Origin of the sequence: Pseudomonas sp. lyk4-TYG-107, assembly GCF_030209055.1 — a bacterium.
In the GTDB taxonomy this organism is placed as follows: Bacteria; Pseudomonadota; Gammaproteobacteria; order Pseudomonadales; family Pseudomonadaceae; genus Aquipseudomonas; species Aquipseudomonas putida_A.
The window spans coordinates 23,745-48,319 of the sequence record NZ_JARVST010000021.1; the positions used below are offsets into that span (position 1 = coordinate 23,745).

Sequence of the window (24,575 nt, forward strand, 5' to 3'; positions counted from 1 at the left end):
TGCTGAAAGGCCGAACTCTATCGCTATAAAAAACAGAAATTAAATACCGTTATCGAATATCCATAGCACGCTCACGTTTGCCGTCATGCGCTGATTTAAACAGCCTGAAACAATAAATCTGCCATCGATTACACGCTGTGCGTCAGCCGTCAGCGCGCTGACACCAACGCCAGTCACGGCCTCAAGCCCTGCGCCGTGCCTGCGAGAGCGGATCAGCCGGTAGTTTAAAAGGGCGATCAGACAGCCCACCCTTGGTATCATCGCGCACACTTTTATGACGGTTTGATGGCTGGAAGGTCTTTGTTTGTGAGCGTTTTATTGCGTTGGTTGCGGCAGCCGCATGCCCGCCTGTTTTCCCTGATTCTGCTGGTGCTGATTGTACCGGTGTGCCTGCGCGCGGCGTTGGGCTGGTCGTCGTCGCTGGGCTATTTGTCCGACCTGGCGAGTGGCAGTTTGCTGGTGCTGTTGCTGCATCGCCGTGCGTGGTGGCTGGCGTTGCCGTTGCTGCTGTTCTGGGGATTGCTCGCGGTGGCGACGGCCGAGTTGGTCAGCGCTGTCGGCCGGTTGCCGAACCCATCCGACCTGCATTACCTGATTGACCCGCAGTTCGTGGAGAACTCCACCGGTGGCGGCTTTGCCCACCCGGCGTTGGGCGCCGCTCTGTTGCTGGCGCTGCTGCTCTGGTTGCTGACGCGTTTCGCCAATCGCGCGCAACCCGCTGCTGCCCTGCCCCGTGCCGTGTGGGCCGCACCGGCGCTGCTGTTCGCCGCGCACTGGGGCGTGCAAAACCAGTGGCCGAACGATGAAGACCCGTGGCGCCTGTACAACCTGCCGCATCAGTTGCTCGCCTCGCAAGTCGCCGAGCTGCAGTTGCAGGCCGAGGAATGGCTGGACGGTGAGGTCGAAGAACCCGCGCCACAGATGGCCGGGCTGACCGATCTGGATCTCAATGGCCACAAGCTGCTGGCCGCACCGGGTCAGGCGCGCAATGTGCTGATCATCGCCCTGGAGGGCATCCCCGGCGCGTACCTCCGCGCCAATCGCGAGGCCATCGGCAGTCATTATCAGGAAGACCTGATGCCTCATCTCAGTCGCTGGGCCGAGCGCGGCATGAACACCCCGGATTACGTGCTGCATACGCACCAGACCATTCGCGGCCTGTACGCCATGCTCTGTGGCGATTACGACAAGCTCAACAACGGCACGCCCAAAGGCGTGGAAATGCTCACCCAGCAGGAGCGCAATCAGGCCTGCCTGCCGGCGCAGCTGCGGCAGAACGGCTTCAGCACTCATTACCTGCAAGGCGCCGGTCTGCGCTTCATGGCCAAAGACAAGATCATGCCGCACATCGGTTTCGATGCGACCCATGGTCTGGAATGGTTCAGCAACGCCAACTATCTGGAGTTCCCGTGGGGCAAGGATGACAAGGCGTTCTTCGAAGGCGCGCTGGATTACGTCGGCCAACTGAAGAAGCAGAAGCAACCGTGGATGCTCACCCTGCTGACTGTCGGCACGCACCAGCCCTACTCCGCACCGGAAGAATATCTGGCGCGCTACGAGACGCCGAAACAGGCGGCCGTCGGTTATCTGGACGATGCGCTGGAGCAGTTCCTCAGCGGCCTCGAACGCCAGGGCGTGCTCAAAGACACGCTGGTGGTGATTACTTCGGACGAATCCCACGGCATCGATGGCGTGCGTCTGGCATCGTCCTGGGGCTTCAACCTGACCCTGGCCCCGGAACACGAGCAACTGCCGCGACTGAATGCCGGGGTCTACGGTCACGTCGATCTGAGCGCATCGATCCTTGATTATTTCGATCTGCCGGTGCCGTCGGCGCTGAGCGGCCGTTCGCTGTTCCGCGACTACGACAGCGGACGCGAAATCATGTCCTACACCAACGGCAAGCTGCGCTACCACAACGGCCAGGGGATCTTTTCCGAGTGCGACATGCCGCGCCGCTGCCGCTACTACGAAAGCGCCGGGTTCATTGCCGAGCGGGCCACCTTCAAGGGCAATGAAAGCAGCCAGCAGGCCCGGCAGATTGCCGCGCGGGCCATGGCGCTGGACCTGTCGCTGCTGCGCACCCCGCTCAATCAGCGTTACCAGTTCGGCAGCAACAACGTCATCCCGCTGCAGGCGCAGATCAAGGATGACTGGGCCGATAACCTGATCGGTGCGCAATACCTGGAAATGCCCAAGGGTTCGCACACCCGCGTGCGCCTGACCGTGCGCTCGGTGGACCCGCAGCAGGCGGCGTACATTCAGCTCAAGGCCAAGGAGTTCGAACAGGACGTGCAACTGGGCCTGCCGACCGAGATGGTCGCCACGGCCGATCAGCCGCTGCAGATGGATTTCAGCTTCGACAACCCGCAGCAGCGCAAGGCCTTTTCGTTTCACTTGCTGGGTTATGGATTGGGTGCGGTCGAGGTCACGGATTTCAGTGTGATTACTGAATTGCCGGGGCAGGAAGATCCGCTGGATGCGTTGCCGGATGATGAGACTGTGCAATCGAGTTGAAATCAGGGAAGGGACGGATTGGCTGGATCCGTCCCTTTACGTTTACTCACGGAGCTTAATTTCAAATTTACCTGTTATTTTCCCTACTCGAGGCAAACTAAAATCGATTTCACCTTTAACACCGTATTTATATTCGCCGCTTTGTAAGAACGTCACAGTTGCCACCCCTTGTTGAATCTCGTGAAAATCGCCGCCCTTACTAACGCTCCAAACCAGACCACCTTTGTACCACTTCACCTCGTGAGGGCCTTCTTTTATAGCCCATGGAACACAGAAGGCTACGGAGTTTTTATTATCTCTATCAGCCCCAACAATGTAATATTCCTCTCCTGCCCTGTGAAACACCACGTTCGTATCCGCGAACATGAACTCTACGTTATCAACGCTAGCTTTAAACGTGCCTTTATATTTACCGCGACCTTCATGAATCAGCTTAAGAATTTGCTCTTCTGGTTTAATTGAATTTTTCATGCAAATACACTCCCGACTCGATTGCCAACAAAGGTTTGTGATTCATCAGGCCCTTAACATGCAGCCAATATATTTTTTATTAATTCCTCCGCGCACTGTCAGAAATGACAGTCGTTTAGTCGATTTCGAGCTAAAAACCTTTCAACTCATTCCATAGCATCATTCATTGAAGAGTTTGCCTATCAGCCTCCAATAGTCGGCCTATTAGCTGACTGCCCGAGTCGGGTCTAGCCTTACTAGTCCGAAGTCGGCATGAGCCGGCCGCACAAGACCTGATAAGGACTCGAACATGGCAAACGAATCGAAATGCCCGTTCAACCACGCCGCCGGTGGTGGTACGACAAACCGTGACTGGTGGCCGAATCAACTGAACCTGAAGATCCTCAGCCAGCACTCGCCCAAGTCCGATCCGCTGGGCAAGGACTTCGACTACGCCAAAGCCTTCCAGAGCCTGGACTTCCAGGCCCTGAAACAAGACCTGCGTGCGCTGATGACCGACTCCCAGGACTGGTGGCCGGCGGACTTCGGCCACTACGGCCCGCTGTTCATCCGCATGGCCTGGCACAGCGCCGGCACCTATCGCACCGCCGATGGTCGCGGTGGCGCCGGCTCCGGGCAACAGCGTTTTGCCCCGCTCAACAGCTGGCCGGACAACGTCAGCCTCGACAAAGCGCGGCGACTGCTGTGGCCGATCAAACAGAAATACGGCCGCAATATTTCCTGGGCCGACCTGATCGTGCTCACTGGCAACGTCGCGCTGGAGTCGATGGGCTTCAAGACCTTCGGCTTCTCTGGTGGACGTCCCGATGTCTGGGAACCGGACGAAGACGTGTATTGGGGTTCGGAACGCGAATGGCTTGGCGGCGACAGTCGCTACGGCAAAGACAAATCGGCCATGCAGGAGCCCGGTGACGGCACGCTGGTAGCCGAACCGGACTTGCACGGCAAAGAGCAAAGCCGCACCGATCAGGGCGAACGTAATCTGGAAAATCCATTGGCCGCCGTGCAGATGGGCCTGATCTACGTCAACCCGGAAGGCCCTGAAGGCAATCCCGACCCGGTTGCCTCCGGTCGCGATATCCGCGAAACCTTCGGCCGCATGGCCATGAACGACGAAGAAACCGTGGCGCTGATCGCTGGCGGTCACGCCTTCGGCAAAACCCACGGCGCCGGCCCGGCCGACAATGTCGGGCCTGAGCCGGAAGCGGCCGGGCTGGAAGAACAAGGCCTCGGCTGGCGCAACGCATTCGGCACCGGCAAAGGCGCCGACACCATCACCAGTGGCCTCGAAGTCACCTGGACCACCACTCCGACTCAGTGGAGCAACAACTACCTGGAAAACCTGTTCGGCTTCGAGTGGGAACTGTTCAAAAGCCCGGCCGGTGCGCACCAGTGGAAACCGAAGAACGGCGGCGGCGCTGGCACCGTTCCGCACGCGCACGATCCAAGCAAGAAGCTTTCGCCGACCATGCTCACCTCCGACCTGGCGCTGCGTTTCGACCCGATCTACGAGCCGATCGCCCGCCGTTTCCTGGCCAACCCGGACCAACTGGCAGACGCCTTTGCCCGCGCCTGGTACAAGCTGATCCACCGCGACATGGGCCCGCTGTCGCGCTACCTCGGCCCAGAATTGCCCAACGAAGAACTGCTGTGGCAAGACCCGATTCCTGAGGCCACTCACCCACTGATCGACAGCAACGACGCGGCTGCGCTGAAAAGCAAAGTGCTGGCGTCCGGTCTGTCGGTGTCGCAACTGGTTTCCACCGCCTGGGCCGCCGCATCGACCTTCCGTGGTTCGGACAAACGTGGCGGCGCCAACGGCGGACGTCTGCGTCTGGCCCCGCAGAAATTCTGGCAGGCCAACCAGCCGGAGCAACTGGACAAGGTGCTGAAGACCCTTGAGGGCATTCAGAACGAGTTCAACGCCGGATCATCCGGCAAGAAAGTCTCGCTGGCGGATCTGATCGTGCTGGCGGGTAACGCCGGGGTCGAGCAAGCGGCGAAAAACGCCGGGCACTCGGTCTCTGTGCCGTTCAATCCAGGACGCACCGACGCGACTCAGGAGCAAACCGATGTCGAGTCGTTTGGTTTCCTCGAACCGATTGCCGATGGTTTCCGCAACTACAGCAAGGGCAAATACACCGTGTCGGCCGAGGCGCTGCTGATCGACAAGGCGCAACTGCTCACCCTCTCCGCTCCGGAAATGACCGTACTGGTCGGTGGTCTGCGGGTATTGGGGGCGAACGTCGGGCAAAGCCGGCATGGCGTGTTCACTTCGCGCACTGAAACCCTGAGCAACGACTTCTTCACCAACCTGCTGGACATGGGCGTGGAGTGGAAGCCGACGTCGGCAGCGGCGGACGAGTTCGAAGGACGCGACCGTAAAACCGGTAGCGTGAAGTGGACGGCGACGCGGGTTGATCTGGTGTTTGGTTCCAACGCGATACTGCGCGCGCTGGCCGAGGTGTATGCGAGTTCTGACGCGAAGGAACAGTTCGTCAAAGACTTCGTGGCGGCGTGGGCCAAGGTGATGGAGCTGGATCGGTTTGATCTGAAATAACAGAAAACGCAAAAACCTGTGGGAGCGGGCTTGCTCGCGAATGCGGTATACCAGTCGACATCTCCGTGTCTGATACACCGCTTTCGCGAGCAAGCCCGCTCCCACATTTCGTTATGCGTTACGCCAGGCTTTTGCTCACCACTTCATATACATCGCTGGACAGCTGACCGGAAGCCAGAATCCGCTCCAGCTCAGCCTTCATCAACGCCTGACGAGCGCTGTCGTATTTACGCCAGCGAGTGAGTGGCGCCAGTTGCCGCGAAGCAATCTGCGGGTTGAAGCCGTTCAGTTCGATCACCAGATCCGCAAGGAAGCGGTAGCCCGAACCGTCGGCGGCGTGGAAGTTGATCAGGTTCTGCCCGGCAAACGCGCCGACCAGCGCACGCACCTTGTTCGGGTTCTTGATGTTGAACGCCGGGTGCTGCATCAACGCCTTGACCCGCGCCAGACCGCCCGGCAGTGTGCTGCCGGCCTGCACGCTGAACCACTGATCCATGACCAGCGGGTTGTCCTTGAAGTGCTCGGCGAACGTCGCCAGCGCTTTGGCCTTCTGTTCTTCGAACGGCGAGTTGACCAATACCGCCAGCGCCGTCAGGCGCTCGGTCATGTTGTCGCTGTTTTCGAACTGTTCCTGCGTAGCGGCCAGCACTTCCGGCTTGCCGCTGAGCATCAGATACGACAGCGCAATGTTCTGCAGCGCGCGACGGGCAAAGTGCTCGGCCTCGGCCACATACGGCGTCTGCTTCGACAAGTCGCGGTTGGCCTGATAACGCAGCCACAGCGCTTCGAACAGATTGTCCGCCAGTTGCTTGCGGGCAAACTCGCGAGCGGTGTGGATCGCCTCGACATCCGCCACTTCGCTGATTTCGGTCAGATACGCTTCGCTCGGCAGCGAAAGCATTTCGGCGACCATGGCCTGATCCAGCGACTCGTCGGACAGCACGGTTTTCAGCGCCGAGATCAGACGCGGATCGAGCACCAGGCTCTCGCCCTTCTGCTGCTGGGCGATCAGCTCCTGCAGGACCTGCACCGACAGCTGCTGACCGGCATCCCAGCGGTTGAAGCCGTCGCTGTCGTGTTGCATCAGGAACATCAACTGGTCACGGTTGTACGGGAAGCTCAGTTTCACCGGTGCCGAGAAACCACGCAGCAACGATGGCAGCGGCTGTTCAGCGATGTCGACGAAGGTGAAGGTCTGCTCAGCCTCGGTCACCGAGATCACGCGGGTGGTGCCTTGCGCCGACGCTTCACCGGCCAGACGCAGCGCGATCTCGTTGCCTTTGCTGTCGAGCAGACCGAGTTCGACCGGAATCACGAACGGCAGTTTTTCCACCTTGTCCGGGGTTTCCGGGCAGCTCTGGCGGAAGGTCAGGCTGTAGGTTTTCGCCGCGGCGTCGTAGGACTCGCTGACCGCCAGACGCGGCGTGCCGGCCTGGCTGTACCAGCGTTTGAACTGGGTCAGGTCGACACCGTTGGCGTCTTCCATGGCCTTGACGAAATCGTCGCAGGTCACGGCCTGGCCGTCGTGGCGTTCGAAGTACAGGTCACTGCCCTTGCGGAAGCCTTCGGCGCCCAGCAGGGTGTGGATCATGCCGACCACTTCCGAGCCCTTTTCGTACACGGTCAGGGTGTAGAAGTTGGAGATCTCGATGAAGCTGTCCGGGCGTACCGCGTGGGCCATGGGACCTGCATCTTCGGCGAACTGGTGGGTGCGCAGGTACGCCACGTCCTGAATGCGCTTGACCGTGGCCGAGTTCATGTCCGAGGAGAAACCGGCGTCGCGGAACACCGTGAAGCCTTCTTTCAGCGACAGCTGGAACCAGTCGCGGCAGGTCACGCGGTTGCCCGACCAGTTGTGGAAGTATTCGTGGGCGACGATTGCCTCGACCCGCTGGTGTGCGGCGTCGGTGGCGGTTTCGGCGCGGGCCAGCACGGCGCTGGAGTTGAAAATGTTGAGGCCCTTGTTCTCCATCGCGCCCATGTTGAAGTCGTTGACGGCGACGATCATGAAGATGTCCAGATCGTACTCGCGACCGTAGACCTCTTCGTCCCAGCGCATCGACTTCTTCAGGCTGTTCATCGCGTGCTGGCACTTGTCGATGTTTTCCGGCTCGACGTAAATGCGCAGTGCAACATTGCGATTGGTCATGGTGGTGAAGGTGTCTTCGACACACCACAAATCACCGGCCACCAGCGCGAACAGGTACGCCGGTTTCATGAACGGGTCTTCCCAGGTCGCCCAGTGTCGGCCGTCTTCGCCCGGGCCGGAGGCAATCGGGTTGCCGTTGGACAGCAGCACCGGATAGCTGTGCTGCTCGGCGACCACCGTGGTGGTGAACTTGCTCATCACGTCCGGGCGGTCGAGGTAATAGGTGATCTTGCGGAAGCCTTCGGCCTCGCACTGGGTACAGAACATCGTGCCGGACTTGTACAGGCCTTCCAGCGCGGTATTGGTTTCCGGGTGAATCCGGACGCTGGTGTCGACCGTGAAGCTGGCGCTGGCCGGCTGCAGGGTCAGGGTGTTTTCGCTCAGCTGGTAATCACTGGCGCTCAGTTCCTGGTCGGCCAGGGTTACCGACAGCAGTTCCAACTGCTGGCCGTCGAGCACCAGCGGCGGCAGGCCCGGGCCACGCTCCGGGTTGCGGCGCATCACAAGTTGCGCGTGGACCAGGCTGTGGTCCTCGAACAGCTCGAAGGTCAGGTGCGTCTCGTCGATCAGGTACTCGGGGGCCTGATAGTCCTTCAGGTAAATCATCTTCGGTTGTTCGGTGCGCATGCTGGAATCCTTATTGATGCACGGCGAGCTGATAGGCCGTGTATTTACGAATGTTGATCACGCCGGTGTCAAAAATCAGGTACTGACCCTTGATTCCCAGCAGCGTGCCTTCGGCAATCGGGTTCTTGTCCAGGTTGAAGCTGACGATTTTGGCCGGGTATTGCTCGACCGGATAGCGGATTTCGAGAGGTTCTACATCGGCAATCGTCTGAATTGCTTGTAGGCCGAATCGCTGCTGCAGGCCTTGCAAGCCCTCGGCGCAGCTTTCAAACAGTTGATCGCGCACTTGCGCCAGATCCACCGCCGCCGCATCGCCCTTGAGCAAGGCGCGCCAGTTGGTCTTGTCGGCCACCTGGCTGCGGAACAGGTCTTCGACGAAGCCCGACTGCTGGCGCGTCGATACGCGCATGATCGGCAGCGCCTGACTCGCGCCCTGATCGAGCCAGCGGGTCGGCAACTGCGTGGCGCGGGTGATACCGACCTTGATCCCCGACGAGTTGGCCAGATACACCACATGATCAGTCATGCAGAACTTCTGACCCCACTCCGGCTCCCGGCAGGTGCCGGCCTCGAAGTGACAACGCTCCGGGCTCATGATGCACAGATCGCACTGCGCCAGTTTGGTCATGCACGGGTAGCAGTAACCCTGGCTGAAACTGGTTTTGGTCTTGCGCCCGCAATGGGTGCAATGAATCGCCCCCAGGTACTCCAGACGCACCGTGGTGCCGATCATGGGGTTGACCGGCACCTCGACGTCATCCAGACGAAACGCGTATTGCACATTCGGCCCGTCCAGGCGCGCCGACATTTTGCTGATTGCACCGCGGCCAATCTCGATCAATGGATGGCATCCGACTTGAACAGGATGTTCGGCACTTCGATCGACTTCGACGCACATTCCTGCGGGCCCATGTAACCGGTGCGCTGATCTTCAGGCAGGTTCTGGATTTCCCAGGCGATCATCGCCTGCAGCGACAGCTCGCGCTGTTCGGCGGTGAGTTTGCCGCCGTCGGACCACTTGCCGATTTCCACGGCCAGTTTCAGGCTCTCGTAGATGTCCGGGGTGATGTTTTTGATCATGTCGTTAAAAGAGGACATCAGGGTCTCCGTGCTCTTTATTCACTGAAAATTTAGGCGGCCAGTTTACGGCGGTTACACAAACCGCCCAACAAACCGGTGAAGCATCCGATGAGTAACCCGCTGACGTGCGCGGCGTTGGCGATCTGGCCGAAACCGATCATCGAGACCAGTCCGGACATGCAAATCACCAGCCACACCAGCATCATCACCAGCACGCCTCGCGGCAGGCGATACGCCGGGTTCGGCGCCAGCAACTGGAAAATCCAGCAATGGCCGAGCAAACCGTAGAGCACGCCGGACAAGCCGCCAAACAGGCTCGGGCCGCTCCAGGCAAACTGCGCGTAGTTCGACACCAGGCTGAACAGCAGGGTCAGCCCGAGCAGGTTGATGCTGCCCTGACGTGACTCGATGCGCCGCCCCAGCTCCCAGTACCACATGCCGTTCATGGCCAGGTGCAGGATGCCGAAGTGCAGCAGCATCGGCGTGAACAGGCGCCACCACTGCCCCGCCGCCAGGCTGTCGGCCAGCGGCGTGAACTGGATGTATTCGCCGACCACGCGGAAGTCGAGGAAGGTCAGCCAGCGAATGGTGTCGAGGTTGTCACCCAGATAGGTCAGGCCACCGACCAGCAGGCTCAGCAGCAGGATCAACCCGGTGGCCTTGGCGTGTTTGAGTTGCTCGGCGAAGCTCGGGCGCTTGAAGGCCGGCGCCGCCGGGATGTCCAGTTGCTGATCGGGGTCACCGGCCGGGAAGCGCTCGTACAGTGAACGCACGTCCTCGCTGATTTCCGCTGGCGCCCACAGCACCTGCTCGCCCGCCTCTTCGCTGACTCGATGCGGCACCTGCATCCGTTGCAGCAGTTTGACGAAACCGCTCAGATCCACCGCCAACGGCAGACGCAATACCGCTACCGCACTCATTGCAGCACCTCCGGCCGCTCGACATCGACCCAGACAAATTTATGCGGATCCAGACGTGTTTCCTGATCCAGACGATAGGCCACCAGTTTGCCGTAGAGCACCGCGCTGTAATCGAGACACGCGAGGTTCGGGCGGATCGGCGCCGGTTTGCCGCTACGCCAGTAGTGGCCGACGAACAGCAAGGGCTCGTCAATGCCGTAGCGCAGCAGGTTGTTTTTCTCGCTGGAGGTCAGCGGTTTCTGCGCCACCGGCTCCGGCAGCGCATCTGGCTGGAAGACGATGTCGCCGTAGGTTTTCGGGTCGTCTTCCCAGAATTTGGTGCGGAAGAACGAGCGCACCAGACCGTCGCCGCTGGTCATGGTCAAGCCATCCGGCAGGCGCATGTCGGTGCCGCGCAGCAAGCGGTCGAACACGGTGCAGGCGAAACTGCCGGGCACGGCCGACGCCTGGAGAAAGTGCTCGTCGATGCGCGCATCGGGAAACAGCCCGCGCAATGGTTCGATCAGGCTGGCATCCCAACAGGCGTGCACCACACGGAAGCGCCCGGCATCAACCACCAGCGGCAGCTCGTAGAACCAGTTGAGGAAATCATGCCAGTCGCCCGGATGGTCTTCGAACTGGGTCAGGGTTTCGTGCAGCAGGCGTGCATGGCGCGGCGTGTGCTCTCGGACGAACTGCTTGCCGCTGCCCGGCAGCGCCGGCGTGCTCCAGCCCAGTGCGTTGAATTCGTGATTGCCCATGATGCACAGCGCCTGCCCGGCCTCGACCATGTCGTGGACGATGTGCAGTGCCTCGCGGATTCGCGGGCCACGGTCAATGATGTCGCCGACGAACACGGCCATGCGCGATGGATGCCGCCAGACCCCGCCCTGCTTGTGATAACCGAGACGGTCAAGCAAGTGTTCGAGGGTCAGGGCGCATCCGTGCACGTCACCAATCAAGTCATAACTGCGCGCGGGATCGAGCATCAGTCGCCTCCACCACCCAACTTGCTGCCCCAGCCGAGCTTGGTCCGGCAGACTTCGTAGTAGTTGTGGTCGAGCGGGTGAATCAGCCGCAGCTTCTGGGCTTTTTTGCTGACGGTGATGGTGTCGCCCGGCGCGCAGGTGAAGTGGTTCTGCCCGTCGCAGGAGACCTGCGGGTAGATCTGCATGTTTTTCGACACGACGATTTTCAGCTCACTGTTGCCATCGACCACAATTGGCCGGCTCGACAACATATGGGGGTACATCGGCACGATCACAATGGCATCGAGCTTGGGATGCATGATCGGGCCACCGGCGGACAGCGCGTACGCGGTGGAACCGGTCGGCGTGGCGACGATCAGGCCGTCGGCCTTCTGGCTGCAAACGAACTGGCCGTCGATGTACAGCTCGAACTCGATCATCCGCGTCGATTTGCCCGGGTGCAGCACCACGTCATTCAGCGCATCGCCCTGGCCAATGGCCTCGGCATGCCGGCGCACCTCGGCTTGCAGCAGGAAGCGGTTTTCCACCAGATAGTGGCCGTCGAGCACCTTGGCCACTTCGACTTCCAGCTCATCGGGACGAATGTCGGTGAGAAAACCGAGGCTGCCCCGGTTGATCCCGAGTACCGGAATATTGTGCTTGGCCAGCGCCCGCGCGGCGCCGAGCAGGCTGCCGTCACCGCCGACGACGATGACCATGTCGCAGACTTCGCCGAGCATCTTGCGTGACGAGGTTTGCAGGCCATGGCCCGGCAGGACTTCGGCGATGGTGTCTTCGAGAATCACGTGCAGGTGACGATCGAGCAGAAAGCGTTTCAGTCGGCGGACGGTATCCAGCACCTGGGAACTGCCCAGGCGACCGATGATGCCGATATTACGAAATTGCTCCATGGGACCTCTGCGGACAATCGAAAACGCGAAAAACACGATTATGGGCGAAAGCCCGCCATAGACAAAATCCTTTCAGCCTCAAGGGGGCGCGCGTGTTTCAGGCTATGCTCGCAAGATGATCCTGTTTCCCGACCTGCTCCAGTTACCACACCAATTACGCCATCCGGAAGTGCGTGACCTGGCGTGGGTGATTCTCGCCCCTCCGATGCTGGCCGCAACGCCGTGGCCGCAGCGCCATCCGCTGGCCGGCAGCGACTGGGTCAGTGATCCGCAGCGCCTGGAGCACTGGCTGCGGCAACTCGATCGCGACAGTTATGGCTTGTTGCATTGGCTGTCGCAGGCGCGCACGCGGCGGCTGGGCCTGTATTACGAACGGTTGTGGCAGTTTGCCGTGCAGCATGCGCCGGGCATCGAACTGATTGCCGCCAACCTGCCGATCCGCCGCGAAGGCCACACCCTCGGTGAACTCGACATGCTGCTGCGCGACCGCGACGGCGTGCATCACCTGGAACTGGCGATCAAGCTCTACCTCGGCCCGCAGGAAGGCGACGGCCACGACCCGGCGCAGTGGCTGGGGCCGGGCTGTCACGATCGACTGGACCGCAAACTGGCGCATCTGGCCGAACATCAACTGCCGATCTCGGCGCGCCCGGAAAGCCGTGAGGTGCTGGCGAAGCTGGATATCGAGGTGTTCAGTGCGCAGTTGTGGCTGGGCGGATACCTGTTGTACCCGTGGCCCGGCACGTCTGCATCACCGAGCGGCGCGCATCCGCAACATTTGCGCGGGAGCTGGCTGCATCAGAAGGATTGGCCGGCGTTCGTCGCTCAACGTCCGGCCGGGCGCTGGCAACCCCTGCCCCGCCATGCATGGCTGGCGCCGGCACACTACCCGGCGGATCAGACCTGGAGTGCTGAACATCTGCAGATGTGGCTGGACGACCTGGAACCGATGGCCCCGGCGCAACTGCTGGTGCGCCTGACCGAGAATGCGCAGGGCGAATGGGAAGAGGCGGAGCGGTTGTTTCTGGTGGCGGATCTTTGGCCGAATGTGCCGGGCCAGGCCTGAAAATTTGCGGTGTTTGCACCGGCCCCATCGCTGGCAAGCCAGCTCCCACAGGATCTTCTATGTACTCACTACCTGAGCCACACCACAAACCCTGTGGGAGCTGGCTTGCCAGCGATAAGTCCGACTCGGTCTAAAGGGATAACCGCAACGCCAAAGCCGCCAAAGTAATCAACAACACCGGCACCGTCAGCACAATCCCGACCTTGAAGTAATAGCCCCAGCCAATCCGGATATTCTTGCGCGCCAGCACATGCAGCCAGAGCAAGGTCGCCAGACTGCCGATCGGGGTGATTTTCGGCCCCAAGTCGCTGCCGATCACGTTGGCGTAGATCATCGCTTCCTTGATCACACCGCTGGCCTGACTGGCATCGATCGACAACAAGCCGATCAGCACTGTCGGCAAGTTGTTCATGATCGATGACAACAACGCCGTCAGCACCCCGGTGCCCAGCGCCGCCCCCCACACGCCATACCCGGCGAACACATCCAGCCAGCCGGCCAAGTAGCCGGTCAGCCCGGCATTGCGCAGGCCATACACCACCAGATACATGCCCAGCGAGAAAATCACGATCTGCCACGGCGCTTCTTTCAGCACCTTGCGCGTGGAAATCTTGTGGCCACGGGCTGCGATCCCCAACAGCAGCGCCGCACAGACCGCCGAGATCGCGCTGATCGGGATGCCCAGCTGTTCGAGGAAGAAACAGCCGATCAACAGAATCACCAGCACTACCCAACCGGCATAGAACGTGGCCTTGTCGTGGATCGCCGTGTGCGGCTGTTCGAGCTGTTCGGGATCGTAAGCCTTGGGGATGTCGCGACGGAAAAACCACATCAGCACGCCCAGCGTCGCGGCCACACTGACGAAGTTGACCGGCACCATCACCGCCGCATAGCGGTTGAAGCCGATGTGAAAGAAGTCCGCCGAAACGATGTTGACCAGATTCGACACCACCAGCGGCAGGCTCGCAGTGTCGGCGATGAAGCCGGCGCCCATGACGAACGCCAGGGTCGCCGCCGGGGAAAAGCGCAGCGCCAGCAGCATCGAAATCACGATCGGCGTGAGGATCAGCGCCGCGCCGTCATTGGCGAACAACGCCGACACCAGCGCGCCGAGCAGCACCATGAAGGCAAACAGCTTGCGCCCACTGCCCCGCCCCCAGCGCGCCACGTGCAGCGCGGCCCAGGCGAAGAAACCGGCTTCGTCGAGCAACAGGCTGATGATGATCAGCGCAACGAACGTGCCGGTGGCGTTCCAGATGATCTGCCACACCAGCGGAATATCGCTCAGGTGCACGACGCCGAAGATCAGCGCCAGCACCGCGCCGAGCGTCGCGCTCCAGCCGACCCCGAGGCCTTTGGGTTGCCAGATGACAAGGGTGATGGTCAGCAGGAAGATCAGTGACGCAGCGAGCATTCGCGACAGCCTTAATGAAGAAAACAAGCCAAACCACACAACTGTGGGAGCGAGCCTGCTCGCGAAAACGGACTGTCAGTAACCACGAGATGTGGCTGATGGCCCTTTCGCGAGCAGGCTCGCTCCCACAGGATTTTTTCGAGCCGCAGCTCAGACCCGATTATTTCTTGTGTTGTTCCACAAATTTCCCATACGCATTGATGAAATTCTGCAGGAACGGTTTGACCGACTCGCTCAACTTGCCCGCCTCGTCAAACGCCGAACCCGCGCCCCCCAGATACGCTTCCGGCTGCTGCATGCACGGCACATCGAGAAACACGAAGGATTGGCGCAAATGCTGGTTGGCACCAAAACCGCCAATCGCCCCCGGCGACACACTGATCACCGCACCCGGTTTGCCGCTCCAGACGGCCTTGCCATACGGCCGCGAACCCACGTCAATCGCATTCTTCAAAGGCGCCGGCACCGAGCGGTTATATTCCGGGGTGACGAACAGCACCGCGTCGGAAGAACCGACTTCCTGGCGGAAAGTGCTGTAGGCTGCCGGCGGTGAATCGCCGTCGATGTCTTCGTTATAGAGTGGCAGGTCGCCAATCTCGACAATCTTCAGTTTGAGGTTCGCCGGTGCCAGCTCGGCCAGCGCCAGCGCGACTTTGCGGTTGATCGATGCTTTGCGCAGGCTGCCGACGACTACAGCGACGTTGTAGACATTGCTCATGGAAGACTCTCGACTGTCGGTGGGAAGAGCCAGTAGTTATAGATGATTCGATGACAGTTTCACCAGCGAGCAAGGGAAATTCCTGCGCGCTGATTATTTTTTTCCTGTAGGAAAACTTACAGGGCTTGATGACGGTCTACCAAGCCGCAAATCAAGCGTTTTATCTCCAGAGGTTCTAAGCAGATGGCAGCAGTACTCGTCGGTCAGTTCCATGCAAGAGATGCGGAAGGCCGCGTTTATTCCGTGCATGAGTTCCAGGAATCCACCCCGTCGGCAGACGGTTCCACTGGCTCGGAGCCGATTTACAAACTGGCCATTGGCGATCGCGTCAACAAAGTCAGTGACACCGAGTTTCTCCTGGTTCAGTCAGGTATCACCCTGACCCGCGAGCCTGAGACAACCGTCGCGTCATAACTGGCCGTTATGAGCAGAAGTCATATGCGCAGACTTGGGGTAGGATTCAGCCACTGACCCCACCTGCTGGACATGGACTTCACGCATGCGTTTACGTCATATCGAAGTGATTCAGGCGCTCTTGCAGACCGGTCACCTGGGCACCGCCGCCGAATGGCTGCAGCTCCCGGTGACCGAGGTCGAAGAGCGTTTGCGCGAAGCCGAGAGCGAGCTGGGGTTCATGCTGTTCGCCAGCGTACGCGGTCGATTGCAATCGACGCCCGAAGCGCGGGCGCTGCAAGTCGAGATCGCTCATGTCTATGAGGCACTGGAACCGGTGCAGCGCTTGGCCAGCAGCCTCAAGCAATACCTCGCCCCGCCCCTGCGCATCATCGGCACCCCGCCGCTGGCGCAACAGCTGTTGCCGCAAAGTATCGCGCTGCTGCGCCGACGCTTGCCCGACGCTCCTTGCCGCTTGCTCAGCTCTCCGACCTGCGACATCGTCCGCAGCCTGCTGCTGCGCGAAAGCGATCTGGGCCTGAGCCTGCACGATCCGGAACACCCCGACATCCACTGCCAGCCATTGGCCCACGGCAAGCTGCAACTGCTCGCGCCCCACGGCTGGCTGCAACCGAAGCAAAAATACATTTCCCTGCAGGATCTGGCTGGCCAGGCAATGATTGGCCTCGAAGGCCACGACCCATTGAGCCCGGCGCTGGAGCACAAACTCCAGGCCCTACGCCCGGCGCCGAGCATCCAGACCCGAGTACAAACCCATCAGATGATGCGCAGCATGGTCGAGGCCGGCGAAGGCCTGGCCATCGTCGACCCATTCACCGCCCTCGGCGCGCGGACGAGCGGACTGGATGTCTGCCCGTTGTCACCGGCGGTGCCGATCAGCCTGTATGCCCTGACCTACCGACACAGCGCCACGCCGACAGCGATTCAGACCCTGCTGACGATCGTCACGGAACAAGCCGAGGCGATGCTGGCGAGCTGAGCGGGTGTTCCAGAGGGTTATCGAACAGTCGATACCAGAACAGCGCGATTTCCGCGGTGTTCGGGTCAATCCCGCGATAACGCAAATGGTCGATACCGCCAATCTCGTAGCCACAACGCTCATACAAACGACAGGCGCCGAGGTTGTTGTTCTGCGTCTCGAGCATGATCCCCGGCAGTTTTTTCTTGCGACTCCAGAACTGCGCAACATCCAGCAGCGCCTTGGCCACACCATGCCGGCGCGCCGGTGCGTGTACCGCCAGCTCATCGATATGGGCGAAGCCATTCCAGTTGGTGCTGATCACCAGATGACCGACCGGCTCGTCGTCCAGGTACGCCATGAAGATCGCGCTGTCGGCGGCATCGCGATAGCTGCTGAACTCTTCAGGATCAATGCCGTAGCACTTGCGGTACGGCACGATCGGCGTCACCGCCCAGCGCTCGACCGGTTGACCAATGACGGCGGCACCGTACGCGGCGACCTCGAAACTGAAGTCGCTGCCCCAGATATACGCCGCGAAACCATCGTCGGCGACGCGCACCGACAGCCCTGGGTATTTCGGATTCATGACCGGTTGCATACTCGGAAAAGTCCTCATTCCTTGACGCAATCGACGGTGTACTGCCGTCCATTGCCCTCGTCTTCATGTTGCAGTCCATGCACATCAGCGACGAAACCGGGGAAGCTGCTATCGAACGTGCGGGCAAACTTCAGGTAGTCGATGATCGAGCGGGTTGCCTCGGTAAAGCGCTCCCCCGGCATGATCAACGGAATTCCCGGTGGATACGGCACCAGCATCACCGCCGCGATCCTTCCTTCCAGCTCATCGATCGGCACCGCCTCGACTTCGCCGCGCACCAGATGATCATAGGCATGGGCCGGCTTCATGGCGATTTCCGGCAGCACCGTGTACATGCGTTTCAGATGTTTGGCGGTGGCGTTGCTGCGGTAACAGGCGTGCAGTTGATCGCACAGGTCACGCAGGCCCATGCCGCGATAGCGCGCGGTGTCTTGCTGCGCCACGCAAGGCAGGCAAGTGGCCAGACTGACGTTGGCGTCGTAACTGCGCTTGAATTCCAGCAATTCGGTGAGCAGCGTGCTCCACTTGCCCTTGGTGATGCCCATCGAGAACAGCACCAGGAACGAATACAGCCCGGTCTTCTCCACCACCAGCCCGCGCTCCCAGAGGAACTTGCTGACCACCGCCGCCGGGATGCCCTTCTCGCTCAGCGCCCCACCGGCATTCAACCCGGGCATGACCAGGGTCACTTTGATCGGGTCGAGCAGCACATAGTCGTCACTGACTTCGCCGAAGCCGTGCCAGTCGGCGTCCGGCTGCAGCAGCCAGTCTTCGGTCTGCACCCGGTCGATGCCTTCGACGCCGGGCGGCTGCCAGATCGAGAACCACCAGTCATCCGCCGCAATGTGCTCGCGCAGATTGGCCAGCGCCCGGCGAAAACTCAGCGCTTCATCGAAGGTTTCCTGCAACAGCGAACGCCCGGCCGGGCCTTCCATCATGGCCGAGGCCACATCCAGCGAAGCGATGATGCTGTACTGCGGCGAAGTCGAGATGTGCATCATGAACGCTTCGTTGAAACGGTCACGGTCCAGTTGCCGCGCACCGCCGTCCTGCACATGAATCATCGAGGCCTGGCTGAACGCGGCGAGCAGCTTGTGCGTGGAATGAGTGGTGAACACCAGCGGGCTGTCTTCGGTGCGCGAGGTGGCCATGCCATAACGCCCGGCGAAGAACTCGTGAAACGCCGCGTAGGCGTACCACGCCTCATCGAAATGCAGCACTTCAACGCTATTGCCCAGGCTCTGTTTGATCAGCTCGGCGTTGTAGCACAGGCCGTCGTAGGTCGAATTGGTCACCACCGCCAGTTTGACTTTCGGCGCCCGGCCCTTGGTCAGCGGGCTGGCGTCGATCTTCGCCTGAATCGATTCGCGACTGAATTCGCTCAGCGGAATCGGGCCGATGATCCCCAGCTCATTGCGCTCCGGGCACAGGTACAGCGGGATCGCGCCGGTCATGATGATCGCGTGCAGCACCGACTTGTGGCAGTTGCGATCGACCAGCACCAGATCATCCCGACCGACCATCGAGTGCCAGACGATCTTGTTGGCGGTCGAGGTGCCATTGATCACGAAAAACGTGTGATCGGCGCCGAAGTTGCGCGCGGCGCGCTCTTCGGCTTCGGCCAGCGGCCCAGTGTGATCGAGCAGTGAACCGAGTTCCGGCACCGATACCGACAAGTCCGAACGCAGGGTGTTTTCGCCAAAGAACTGATGAAACGCCTGCCCCACCGGACTCTTGTGATAAGCCACGCCACCGCCATGCCCGGGGGTGTGCCAGGAATAGTTGGAGTCGGCGGTGTGCTGCACCAGCGCCTTGAAAAACGGCGGCAGCAGACCGTCCAGATACTTGCGCGCGGCCCGCGCCACTTGCCGCGCCAGAAACGGCACAGTGTCTTCGAACAGGTAGAGAATGCCGCGCAGTTGATTGAGCTCGGCCATGGCATCGGCGGGGGCGTTTTCCAGAGTGACCTGTTCGCCGAGGGCAAAGATCGGCAGATCCGGCGCGCGCACCCGGGCCAGACCGATCAGTTCGGCCATGTTCTGCAGCAGATGCGAGTTGGTGCTGGCGTCTTCGGCAGCGATCAGCATGCACGCCAGACCATGATGGGTGGAGGCCACCAACCGCCCTTCGGTGTAGTCGATGGCCGAAACGATATTGAAACCTTCCTGCTCCAACTCCCGGGCGATGCCACGGATACGGTCACCGGCGACCGTGTCGGCCTTGATGTCGCGGTGGACGATCAACACCGGAAACTTCAAATCTTTGTACATGAGGCTCAGTGTCCCGAGGCGGCGGATCAAAGTCTGCCAATGCACTCAGGGTAGAGGGTTGCAGCGAAAGTGGCGAGGGTGGCCACTTGGCTTCACTCAGCCTGACTCGGCTTTTGTGGCGAGGGAGCTTGCTCCCGCTGGGGCGCGAAGCGGCCCCCAGTATTCGTTCAGCATCAATAGTGCATTCAGGTTTTATGACTGCTTCGCAGCCAAGCGGGAGCAAGCTCCCTCGCCACAGAGGGGGTCAAGCTTGAGCATCAGCCTCGGCAATCTGCGTCCACAGCGCCGGACCGCCCGCCGACTTGGCAATGATCTCCAGGCGCGCCATATGCGCCGCCAGTTCCTCTTCCGTCGCCCGAATGATCCGCGCAGGCTGACGACTCGCCGGCAGACGACGGATTTCGGTGGCGGAGTTGTCCGCGCCCTCGCCCGTGCCATTGCCGTCGGAAGCGTTGCCGGCCAGTGACAGGCTGGTCTGGCCACCGGTCATGGTCAGGTAGACGTCGGCGAGAATCTCCGAGTCGAGCAAGGCGCCGTGCAGTTCACGGCCAGAGTTGTCGACGCCATAACGTTTGCACAAGGCGTCGAGGCTGTTGCGCTGCCCCGGGTGACGTTCCCGCGCCATCATCAGGGTGTCGAGAATGGTGCAGTGCTGGGTGATGTCAGCGCGATCGTGCTGACCCATCAAGGCAAATTCGTTGTTGATGAAGCCAACGTCGAACGCCGCGTTATGGATGATCAGCTGCGCGCCGTTGATGAACTCGAAGAACTCGTCGGCGACTTCGGCGAACCGCGGTTTGCCGACGAGGAATTCGTTGGTGATGCCGTGAACGCCAATCGCGCCCTCGTCACTCTCGCGATCCGGTTGCAGGTAGACGTGAAAGTGCCGGCCTGTCAGGCGCCGACCGATCAGTTCGACACAGCCGATTTCAATGATCCGGTGACCATCGGTCACCGGCATGCCGGTGGTTTCGGTATCGAGTACAACGGATCTGGTGGCCATCAGTGTTCAATTCTCAACGGGGTCAATCGTGCAAAAGCGGCGATGTTAACACGCTCGGTGGGGGTGTTTCAGTCAGACCGTGTCGCCCCATTCGCGAGCAGGCTCGCTCCCACAGGGAAGCGCATTCCAATGTGGGAGCGAGCCTGCTCGCGAATGGGCCGTACCACAGTGCAGCGCCGTTAATCAGCTCTGCTTGTACCCGCGAACCTCATCCACCCCACGGTTGGCCAACTGGTCAGCCCGTTCGTTACCGTGATGGCCAATGTGCCCGCGCACCCACTTCCAGGTGACCTTGTGGCGATTGACCTGCTCATCCAGCTCTTTCCAAAGGTCAGCGTTTTTCACCGGCTCTTTCGCCGCTGTCTTCCAGCCGCGTTTTTTCCAGTTGGCCATCCACTCGTTGATGCCCTTCATCACGTATTGCGAGTCGGTCACCAGCAGCACTTCGCACGGCCGCTTCAAGGCTTCGAGGCCACGGATGGCGCCGAGCAGTTCCATGCGGTTGTTGGTGGTGTTGGCTTCGCCGCCCCACAGTTCCTTTTCGACGCCCTTGCACACCAGCAAGGCGCCCCAGCCGCCCGGGCCGGGGTTGCCCTTGCAGGCACCGTCGGTGAACAGTTCTACGCTATCGACGCTTTCGCTCATGCCACTCTATCCAGAAAAATGCCTGGCCCCGTCAATCGCGGATCGACGATGGCCGCGGCCGGAACAAGTCCGGCCACTATAAAAAGAAGGTTTACGGTTCGATACGACGGCGGTTGACCTTGGCCATCGGCAGCGGAATCAGCTTGCCCATCGGCTCGCGACGCTCCTGACGCACCGGGCGCAGGCCGACCACGATCTTGCGCGCGACCAATAAATAGAAGCCACCGCCCGACAGTTGCCAGTCGCCGGCCTTGCGTTCCCAGCCGGCCAGTCGGGCCTGCCACTTGGGCGACGCGAGCGGCGGACGATAGCACCCGAAGCGGCGTTTCTCCAGCGCAAACCCCAGCAGATTGAGCCAGTCGGCGACCCGCGATGGCGAGATGCAGCGTGCCTGGCGCAAGGCGTCGTGGGCGAATACGTGGCGCAAACCCCAGGTGCTCCAGGGGTTGATGCCGATGATCAGCAGATGCCCGCCGGGGCGTACACTGCTCGCCGCTTCGCGTAGCAAGCCGTGGGGCGACAGGCAGAAATCCAGACCGTGCTGCAACACCACCACGTCGGCGGCGTGCTCGCTCAGCGGCCAGGCCTGTTCCTCGCAGACGATCTCGACACCCGGCAACGGCGCGCCGAGCCGCACGTTGCGCTGCACCTGCGGCGCCGACGGCGGGGTCTGGGCCGACGGCCCGTAATGCACCAGGTAGCCGCCGAAGAACCGCCCCAACTCTTCTTCGAGCATGCGCCGTTCTTCATCCAGCAGAAATTGCCCGAGCGGGCCGGCCAGCCATTCACGGGCCGCGCCGATCAATGCCAGCCAGTCGGGATCGGCCTGAGCGAACGCTTTATCGGTCATGTCATTCTCCAACGCCGCTAGAAGCTCTAAGATGCGCCAATGTTTTCCGCTTGGCGAATTCCGACGATGATACAGATCAGTGCCCTGCCCGCGTTCACCGACAACTACATCTGGTTGTTACAGGATCACCGCAGCCAGCGTTGCGCCGTGGTCGACCCGGGCGATGCCGCGCCGGTGCAGGCCTGGCTCGACGCGCACCCGGGCTGGGTGTTGAGCGACATTCTGATCACCCATCACCATCACGATCACGTCGGCGGCGTCGAACGCCTGAAAGCGGCGAGTGGCGCCAAAGTCTACGGCCCGGCCAGCGAAAACATCCCGGGGCGCGACGTGGCGCTCAAGGACAACGACACGGTCAGCGTCCTCGGCTGGGATTTCGATGTCTATGCGGTGCCCGGTCACACCCTCGGCCACATTGCCTATTACCACCACGGCCTGCTGTTTTGCGGCGACACCCTGTTCGCCGCCGGTTGCGGACGCCTGTTCGAAGGCACGCCGGAGCAGATGCACCACTCGCTCGGCCGTCTCGCCGCTTTGCCCGAGGATACGCTGGTGTATTGCACCCATGAATACACCCTGAGCAATCTGAAGTTTGCTGCGGCAGTCGAACCGAGCAACCCGGACATTGCCGCCCGTCTGGAAAAAGTCACCCGGCAACGGGAAAAAGGCGTGATGACCCTGCCCTCTACCCTGGCCCTGGAAAAGCTCACAAATCCGTTTTTGCGTACCGCTGAAACATTAGTTACACAAAAAGTGGACGAACGGGCAGGCGCTCAAAACCGGGCGCCGAGTGAGGTTTTTGCGGCTCTGCGGGCATGGAAAGATAAGTTCTAAGTGACTCACCAGCTGGTACAAAAATTCTGAATGGTTGACCGCAGGGGGTGCGCTTTCTAGAATCGCCCGACATTTTTGCCCGGAACTTACTTCCAGCCAATGTCGTCATCCATACGTAAGTCCGTCAATTCAGACACGCTGACCCGCCTGGCGCAAGCCATCGCGGTGGCTGTGTCCGCCACGTTGGCGGGCTGTTCCAGCCATGCTCCGCAGCCTGAAGCGAGCCATACGCCGAACATTGCTGCGCGAGCCAAGCAGAAACCGATCTGGCTCAGCGAAAAGCCCAGCCCGCAGGTGCCTCAGGACATCTGGGAGCGCATGCGCGGTGGTTTCCAGCTGCAGGACGGCCTGGGCGTCAACCCGCGCATCGAGCAGCAGCGCCTGTGGTTTGCCAGTAACCCGTCCTTTCTGGAAAACGCCGGCGAACGCGGCAGTCTCTACATTCATTACATCGTCGAGCGTCTCGAAGAGCGCAACATGCCGCTGGAGCTGGCCCTGCTGCCAGTGATCGAGAGCGCCTACAACCCGATGGCCTATTCCCGGGCCGACGCTTCGGGCCTGTGGCAGTTCATTCCGTCCACCGGTCGCTACTACAACCTGCGCCAGACCCGCTTCTATGATGGCCGTCGCGATATCACCGCCTCGACCACCGCCGCGATGGACTACCTGACTCGTCTGCACGACATGTTCAACGGTGACTGGCTGCTGGCCCTGGCGGCGTATAACGCCGGTGAAGGCACGGTCAGCCGCGCCATCGAGCGTAACGAGAAGCTCGGCCTGCCGACCGACTACTGGAACCTGTCGTCGTTGCCGGCAGAAACCCAGGCTTACGTGCCAAAACTGCTGGCCCTGTCGCAAGTGGTACTGGCCCCGGAAGCCTACGGGGTGAACCTCAACCCGATCGCCAACGAACCGTATTTCCAGGTCGTCGAAATCAACCAGCGCATGGACCTGTCCAAGGTCGCAGCGGTGGCCAACATCGACGAAGACGAGCTGTTCCAGCTCAACCCGGCTTTCAAGCAGCGCACCACCATCGACGGCCCGCAGCATCTGCTGGTGCCGACGTCGAAGGCGCAACTGCTGACCGCCAGCCTGCAGACCATGCGGCCTGAAGAGCTGATCAGTCCGCGCTCGCTGAAGCCGGTGTTCGACGGTGCTGATCCGACTGAAGTGGCGAAGCTCAAGCGCGCCTACCGGGTCAAACGCGGCGACAATCTTGGTTCCATCGCCAAGGCCAACAAGGTCGAAGTCAAGGATCTGCAGCGCTGGAATAAGCTGACCGGCAAGAACCTCAAGGTCGGCCAGACCCTGGTGATGCAGGACAACACCAAGCGCACCCCGGCGCGCAGCGGTGGCCGGGTCAACACGGTGATCGCTGCCAACAGCAAGCCCAAAGGCAAGGCCGACAGCCAGCAGCAGACCCAGTACAAGGTCAAGCGTGGCGACACCCTGTACGTGGTGGCCAAGCGTTTCAACGTCGAGATGCAGCATCTCAAGCGCTGGAACCCGGGTGCCGGCAAGGCCCTCAAGCCCGGGCAGATGCTCACGGTTTACCAGCCGCACTGACAGAAGAGCCCCTGAATTTTCAGGGGCTTTTTTATTGCCAGAATTTTTGTCCCC

At 61.0% G+C, this 24,575-nt stretch carries 21 protein-coding genes; 7 read left to right on the top strand and 14 right to left on the bottom strand.

Annotated elements, in window-relative coordinates:
- The first annotated feature begins 285 nt into the window (after positions 1 to 285).
- Positions 286 to 2,517 carry an LTA synthase family protein gene (locus tag QRN61_RS18570; RefSeq protein WP_285374476.1) on the top strand — a complete coding sequence of 744 codons (2,232 nt, stop codon included), beginning with the start codon at positions 286 to 288 and terminating at the stop codon, positions 2,515 to 2,517.
- Between the two features lie 42 nt (positions 2,518 to 2,559).
- Here QRN61_RS18570 and QRN61_RS18575 read toward each other — a convergent pair whose 3' ends face one another.
- Positions 2,560 to 2,988: a hypothetical protein gene (locus QRN61_RS18575; RefSeq protein ID WP_097087905.1), complete on the bottom strand. Its 429-nt coding sequence runs from the start codon at positions 2,986 to 2,988 to the stop codon at positions 2,560 to 2,562.
- A 289-nt stretch (positions 2,989 to 3,277) separates the two neighbouring features.
- Here QRN61_RS18575 and katG point away from each other — a divergent pair, with 289 nt between their 5' ends.
- Positions 3,278 to 5,548, top strand: a complete 2,271-nt coding sequence (gene katG, locus QRN61_RS18580) for a catalase/peroxidase HPI (protein ID WP_285374478.1) — start codon at positions 3,278 to 3,280, stop codon at positions 5,546 to 5,548.
- A 118-nt stretch (positions 5,549 to 5,666) separates the two neighbouring features.
- Here katG and pepN read toward each other — a convergent pair whose 3' ends face one another.
- From pepN to QRN61_RS18610, 6 genes are read right to left on the bottom strand one after another with little or no spacing between them, the layout of a single operon-like run.
- Positions 5,667 to 8,324 (bottom strand): aminopeptidase N, encoded by a 2,658-nt coding sequence (pepN, locus tag QRN61_RS18585; protein WP_115990069.1) that lies wholly within the window; start codon positions 8,322 to 8,324, stop codon positions 5,667 to 5,669.
- A gap of 10 nt (positions 8,325 to 8,334) precedes the next feature.
- Positions 8,335 to 9,165: a DUF2797 domain-containing protein gene (locus QRN61_RS18590; RefSeq protein WP_027613137.1), complete on the bottom strand. Its 831-nt coding sequence runs from the start codon at positions 9,163 to 9,165 to the stop codon at positions 8,335 to 8,337.
- Positions 9,162 to 9,422, bottom strand: coding sequence for a YeaC family protein (locus QRN61_RS18595; protein WP_003224178.1), 261 nt, complete (start codon positions 9,420 to 9,422; stop codon positions 9,162 to 9,164). Before QRN61_RS18595 ends, QRN61_RS18590 begins: the two co-directional genes overlap by 4 nt.
- A 32-nt stretch (positions 9,423 to 9,454) precedes the next feature.
- Positions 9,455 to 10,324 carry a rhomboid family intramembrane serine protease gene (locus tag QRN61_RS18600; RefSeq protein WP_285374479.1) on the bottom strand — a complete coding sequence of 290 codons (870 nt, stop codon included), beginning with the start codon at positions 10,322 to 10,324 and terminating at the stop codon, positions 9,455 to 9,457.
- A complete protein-coding gene (locus QRN61_RS18605; protein ID WP_372241222.1) occupies positions 10,321 to 11,295 on the bottom strand; it encodes a metallophosphoesterase in 975 nt (324 codons plus the stop codon). Before QRN61_RS18605 ends, QRN61_RS18600 begins: the two co-directional genes overlap by 4 nt.
- On the bottom strand, positions 11,292 to 12,182 hold the full coding sequence (locus QRN61_RS18610) for an NAD(+) kinase (protein WP_003224174.1): 891 nt from the start codon (positions 12,180 to 12,182) through the stop codon (positions 11,292 to 11,294). Before QRN61_RS18610 ends, QRN61_RS18605 begins: the two co-directional genes overlap by 4 nt.
- Before the next feature lie 115 nt (positions 12,183 to 12,297).
- On the opposite strand from QRN61_RS18610, the gene QRN61_RS18615 reads away from it, so the two are divergent.
- Complete coding sequence (locus QRN61_RS18615; protein WP_285374484.1) at positions 12,298 to 13,248, top strand: DUF1853 family protein; 951 nt, start codon at positions 12,298 to 12,300, stop codon at positions 13,246 to 13,248.
- A gap of 130 nt (positions 13,249 to 13,378) precedes the next feature.
- On the opposite strand, the gene QRN61_RS18620 is transcribed toward QRN61_RS18615, so the two are convergent.
- Complete coding sequence (locus tag QRN61_RS18620; protein ID WP_097087915.1) at positions 13,379 to 14,662, bottom strand: arsenic transporter; 1,284 nt, start codon at positions 14,660 to 14,662, stop codon at positions 13,379 to 13,381.
- Between the two features lie 160 nt (positions 14,663 to 14,822).
- On the bottom strand, positions 14,823 to 15,380 hold the full coding sequence (locus tag QRN61_RS18625) for an NADPH-dependent FMN reductase (protein ID WP_027613142.1): 558 nt from the start codon (positions 15,378 to 15,380) through the stop codon (positions 14,823 to 14,825).
- Positions 15,381 to 15,563: 183 nt separating this feature from the next.
- Here QRN61_RS18625 and QRN61_RS18630 point away from each other — a divergent pair, with 183 nt between their 5' ends.
- Entirely contained in the window at positions 15,564 to 15,794 is a 231-nt protein-coding gene (locus QRN61_RS18630; protein ID WP_007965845.1) for a hypothetical protein, read from the top strand.
- An 85-nt stretch (positions 15,795 to 15,879) separates the two neighbouring features.
- Positions 15,880 to 16,773, top strand: a complete 894-nt coding sequence (locus tag QRN61_RS18635) for a LysR family transcriptional regulator (RefSeq protein ID WP_285374487.1) — start codon at positions 15,880 to 15,882, stop codon at positions 16,771 to 16,773.
- Here QRN61_RS18635 and QRN61_RS18640 read toward each other — a convergent pair.
- From QRN61_RS18640 to QRN61_RS18660, 5 genes are all read right to left on the bottom strand, one after another.
- Complete coding sequence (locus QRN61_RS18640; protein WP_096795963.1) at positions 16,739 to 17,353, bottom strand: GNAT family N-acetyltransferase; 615 nt, start codon at positions 17,351 to 17,353, stop codon at positions 16,739 to 16,741. The two genes, QRN61_RS18635 and QRN61_RS18640, sit on opposite strands and share 35 nt — an antisense overlap.
- Positions 17,354 to 17,367: 14 nt before the next feature.
- Positions 17,368 to 19,623, bottom strand: coding sequence for an Orn/Lys/Arg family decarboxylase (locus tag QRN61_RS18645; RefSeq protein WP_096795962.1), 2,256 nt, complete (start codon positions 19,621 to 19,623; stop codon positions 17,368 to 17,370).
- 244 nt (positions 19,624 to 19,867) lie between these two features.
- Positions 19,868 to 20,626 (bottom strand): DNA polymerase III subunit epsilon, encoded by a 759-nt coding sequence (dnaQ, locus tag QRN61_RS18650; protein ID WP_027613146.1) that lies wholly within the window; start codon positions 20,624 to 20,626, stop codon positions 19,868 to 19,870.
- A gap of 183 nt (positions 20,627 to 20,809) precedes the next feature.
- Positions 20,810 to 21,271, bottom strand: coding sequence for a ribonuclease HI (gene rnhA / locus QRN61_RS18655; RefSeq protein WP_003224162.1), 462 nt, complete (start codon positions 21,269 to 21,271; stop codon positions 20,810 to 20,812).
- 91 nt (positions 21,272 to 21,362) lie between these two features.
- Positions 21,363 to 22,121 (bottom strand): methyltransferase domain-containing protein, encoded by a 759-nt coding sequence (locus QRN61_RS18660; protein WP_285374490.1) that lies wholly within the window; start codon positions 22,119 to 22,121, stop codon positions 21,363 to 21,365.
- A gap of 66 nt (positions 22,122 to 22,187) precedes the next feature.
- Between QRN61_RS18660 and gloB the strand changes: the two genes are divergently transcribed.
- Entirely contained in the window at positions 22,188 to 22,955 is a 768-nt protein-coding gene (gene gloB / locus QRN61_RS18665; RefSeq protein ID WP_285374491.1) for a hydroxyacylglutathione hydrolase, read from the top strand.
- 99 nt (positions 22,956 to 23,054) lie between these two features.
- The gene (locus tag QRN61_RS18670; protein ID WP_096795960.1) at positions 23,055 to 24,521 is read left to right on the top strand and encodes a LysM peptidoglycan-binding domain-containing protein; all 1,467 of its coding nucleotides are present in this window, start codon (positions 23,055 to 23,057) and stop codon (positions 24,519 to 24,521) included.
- Positions 24,522 to 24,575 lie beyond the last annotated feature (54 nt).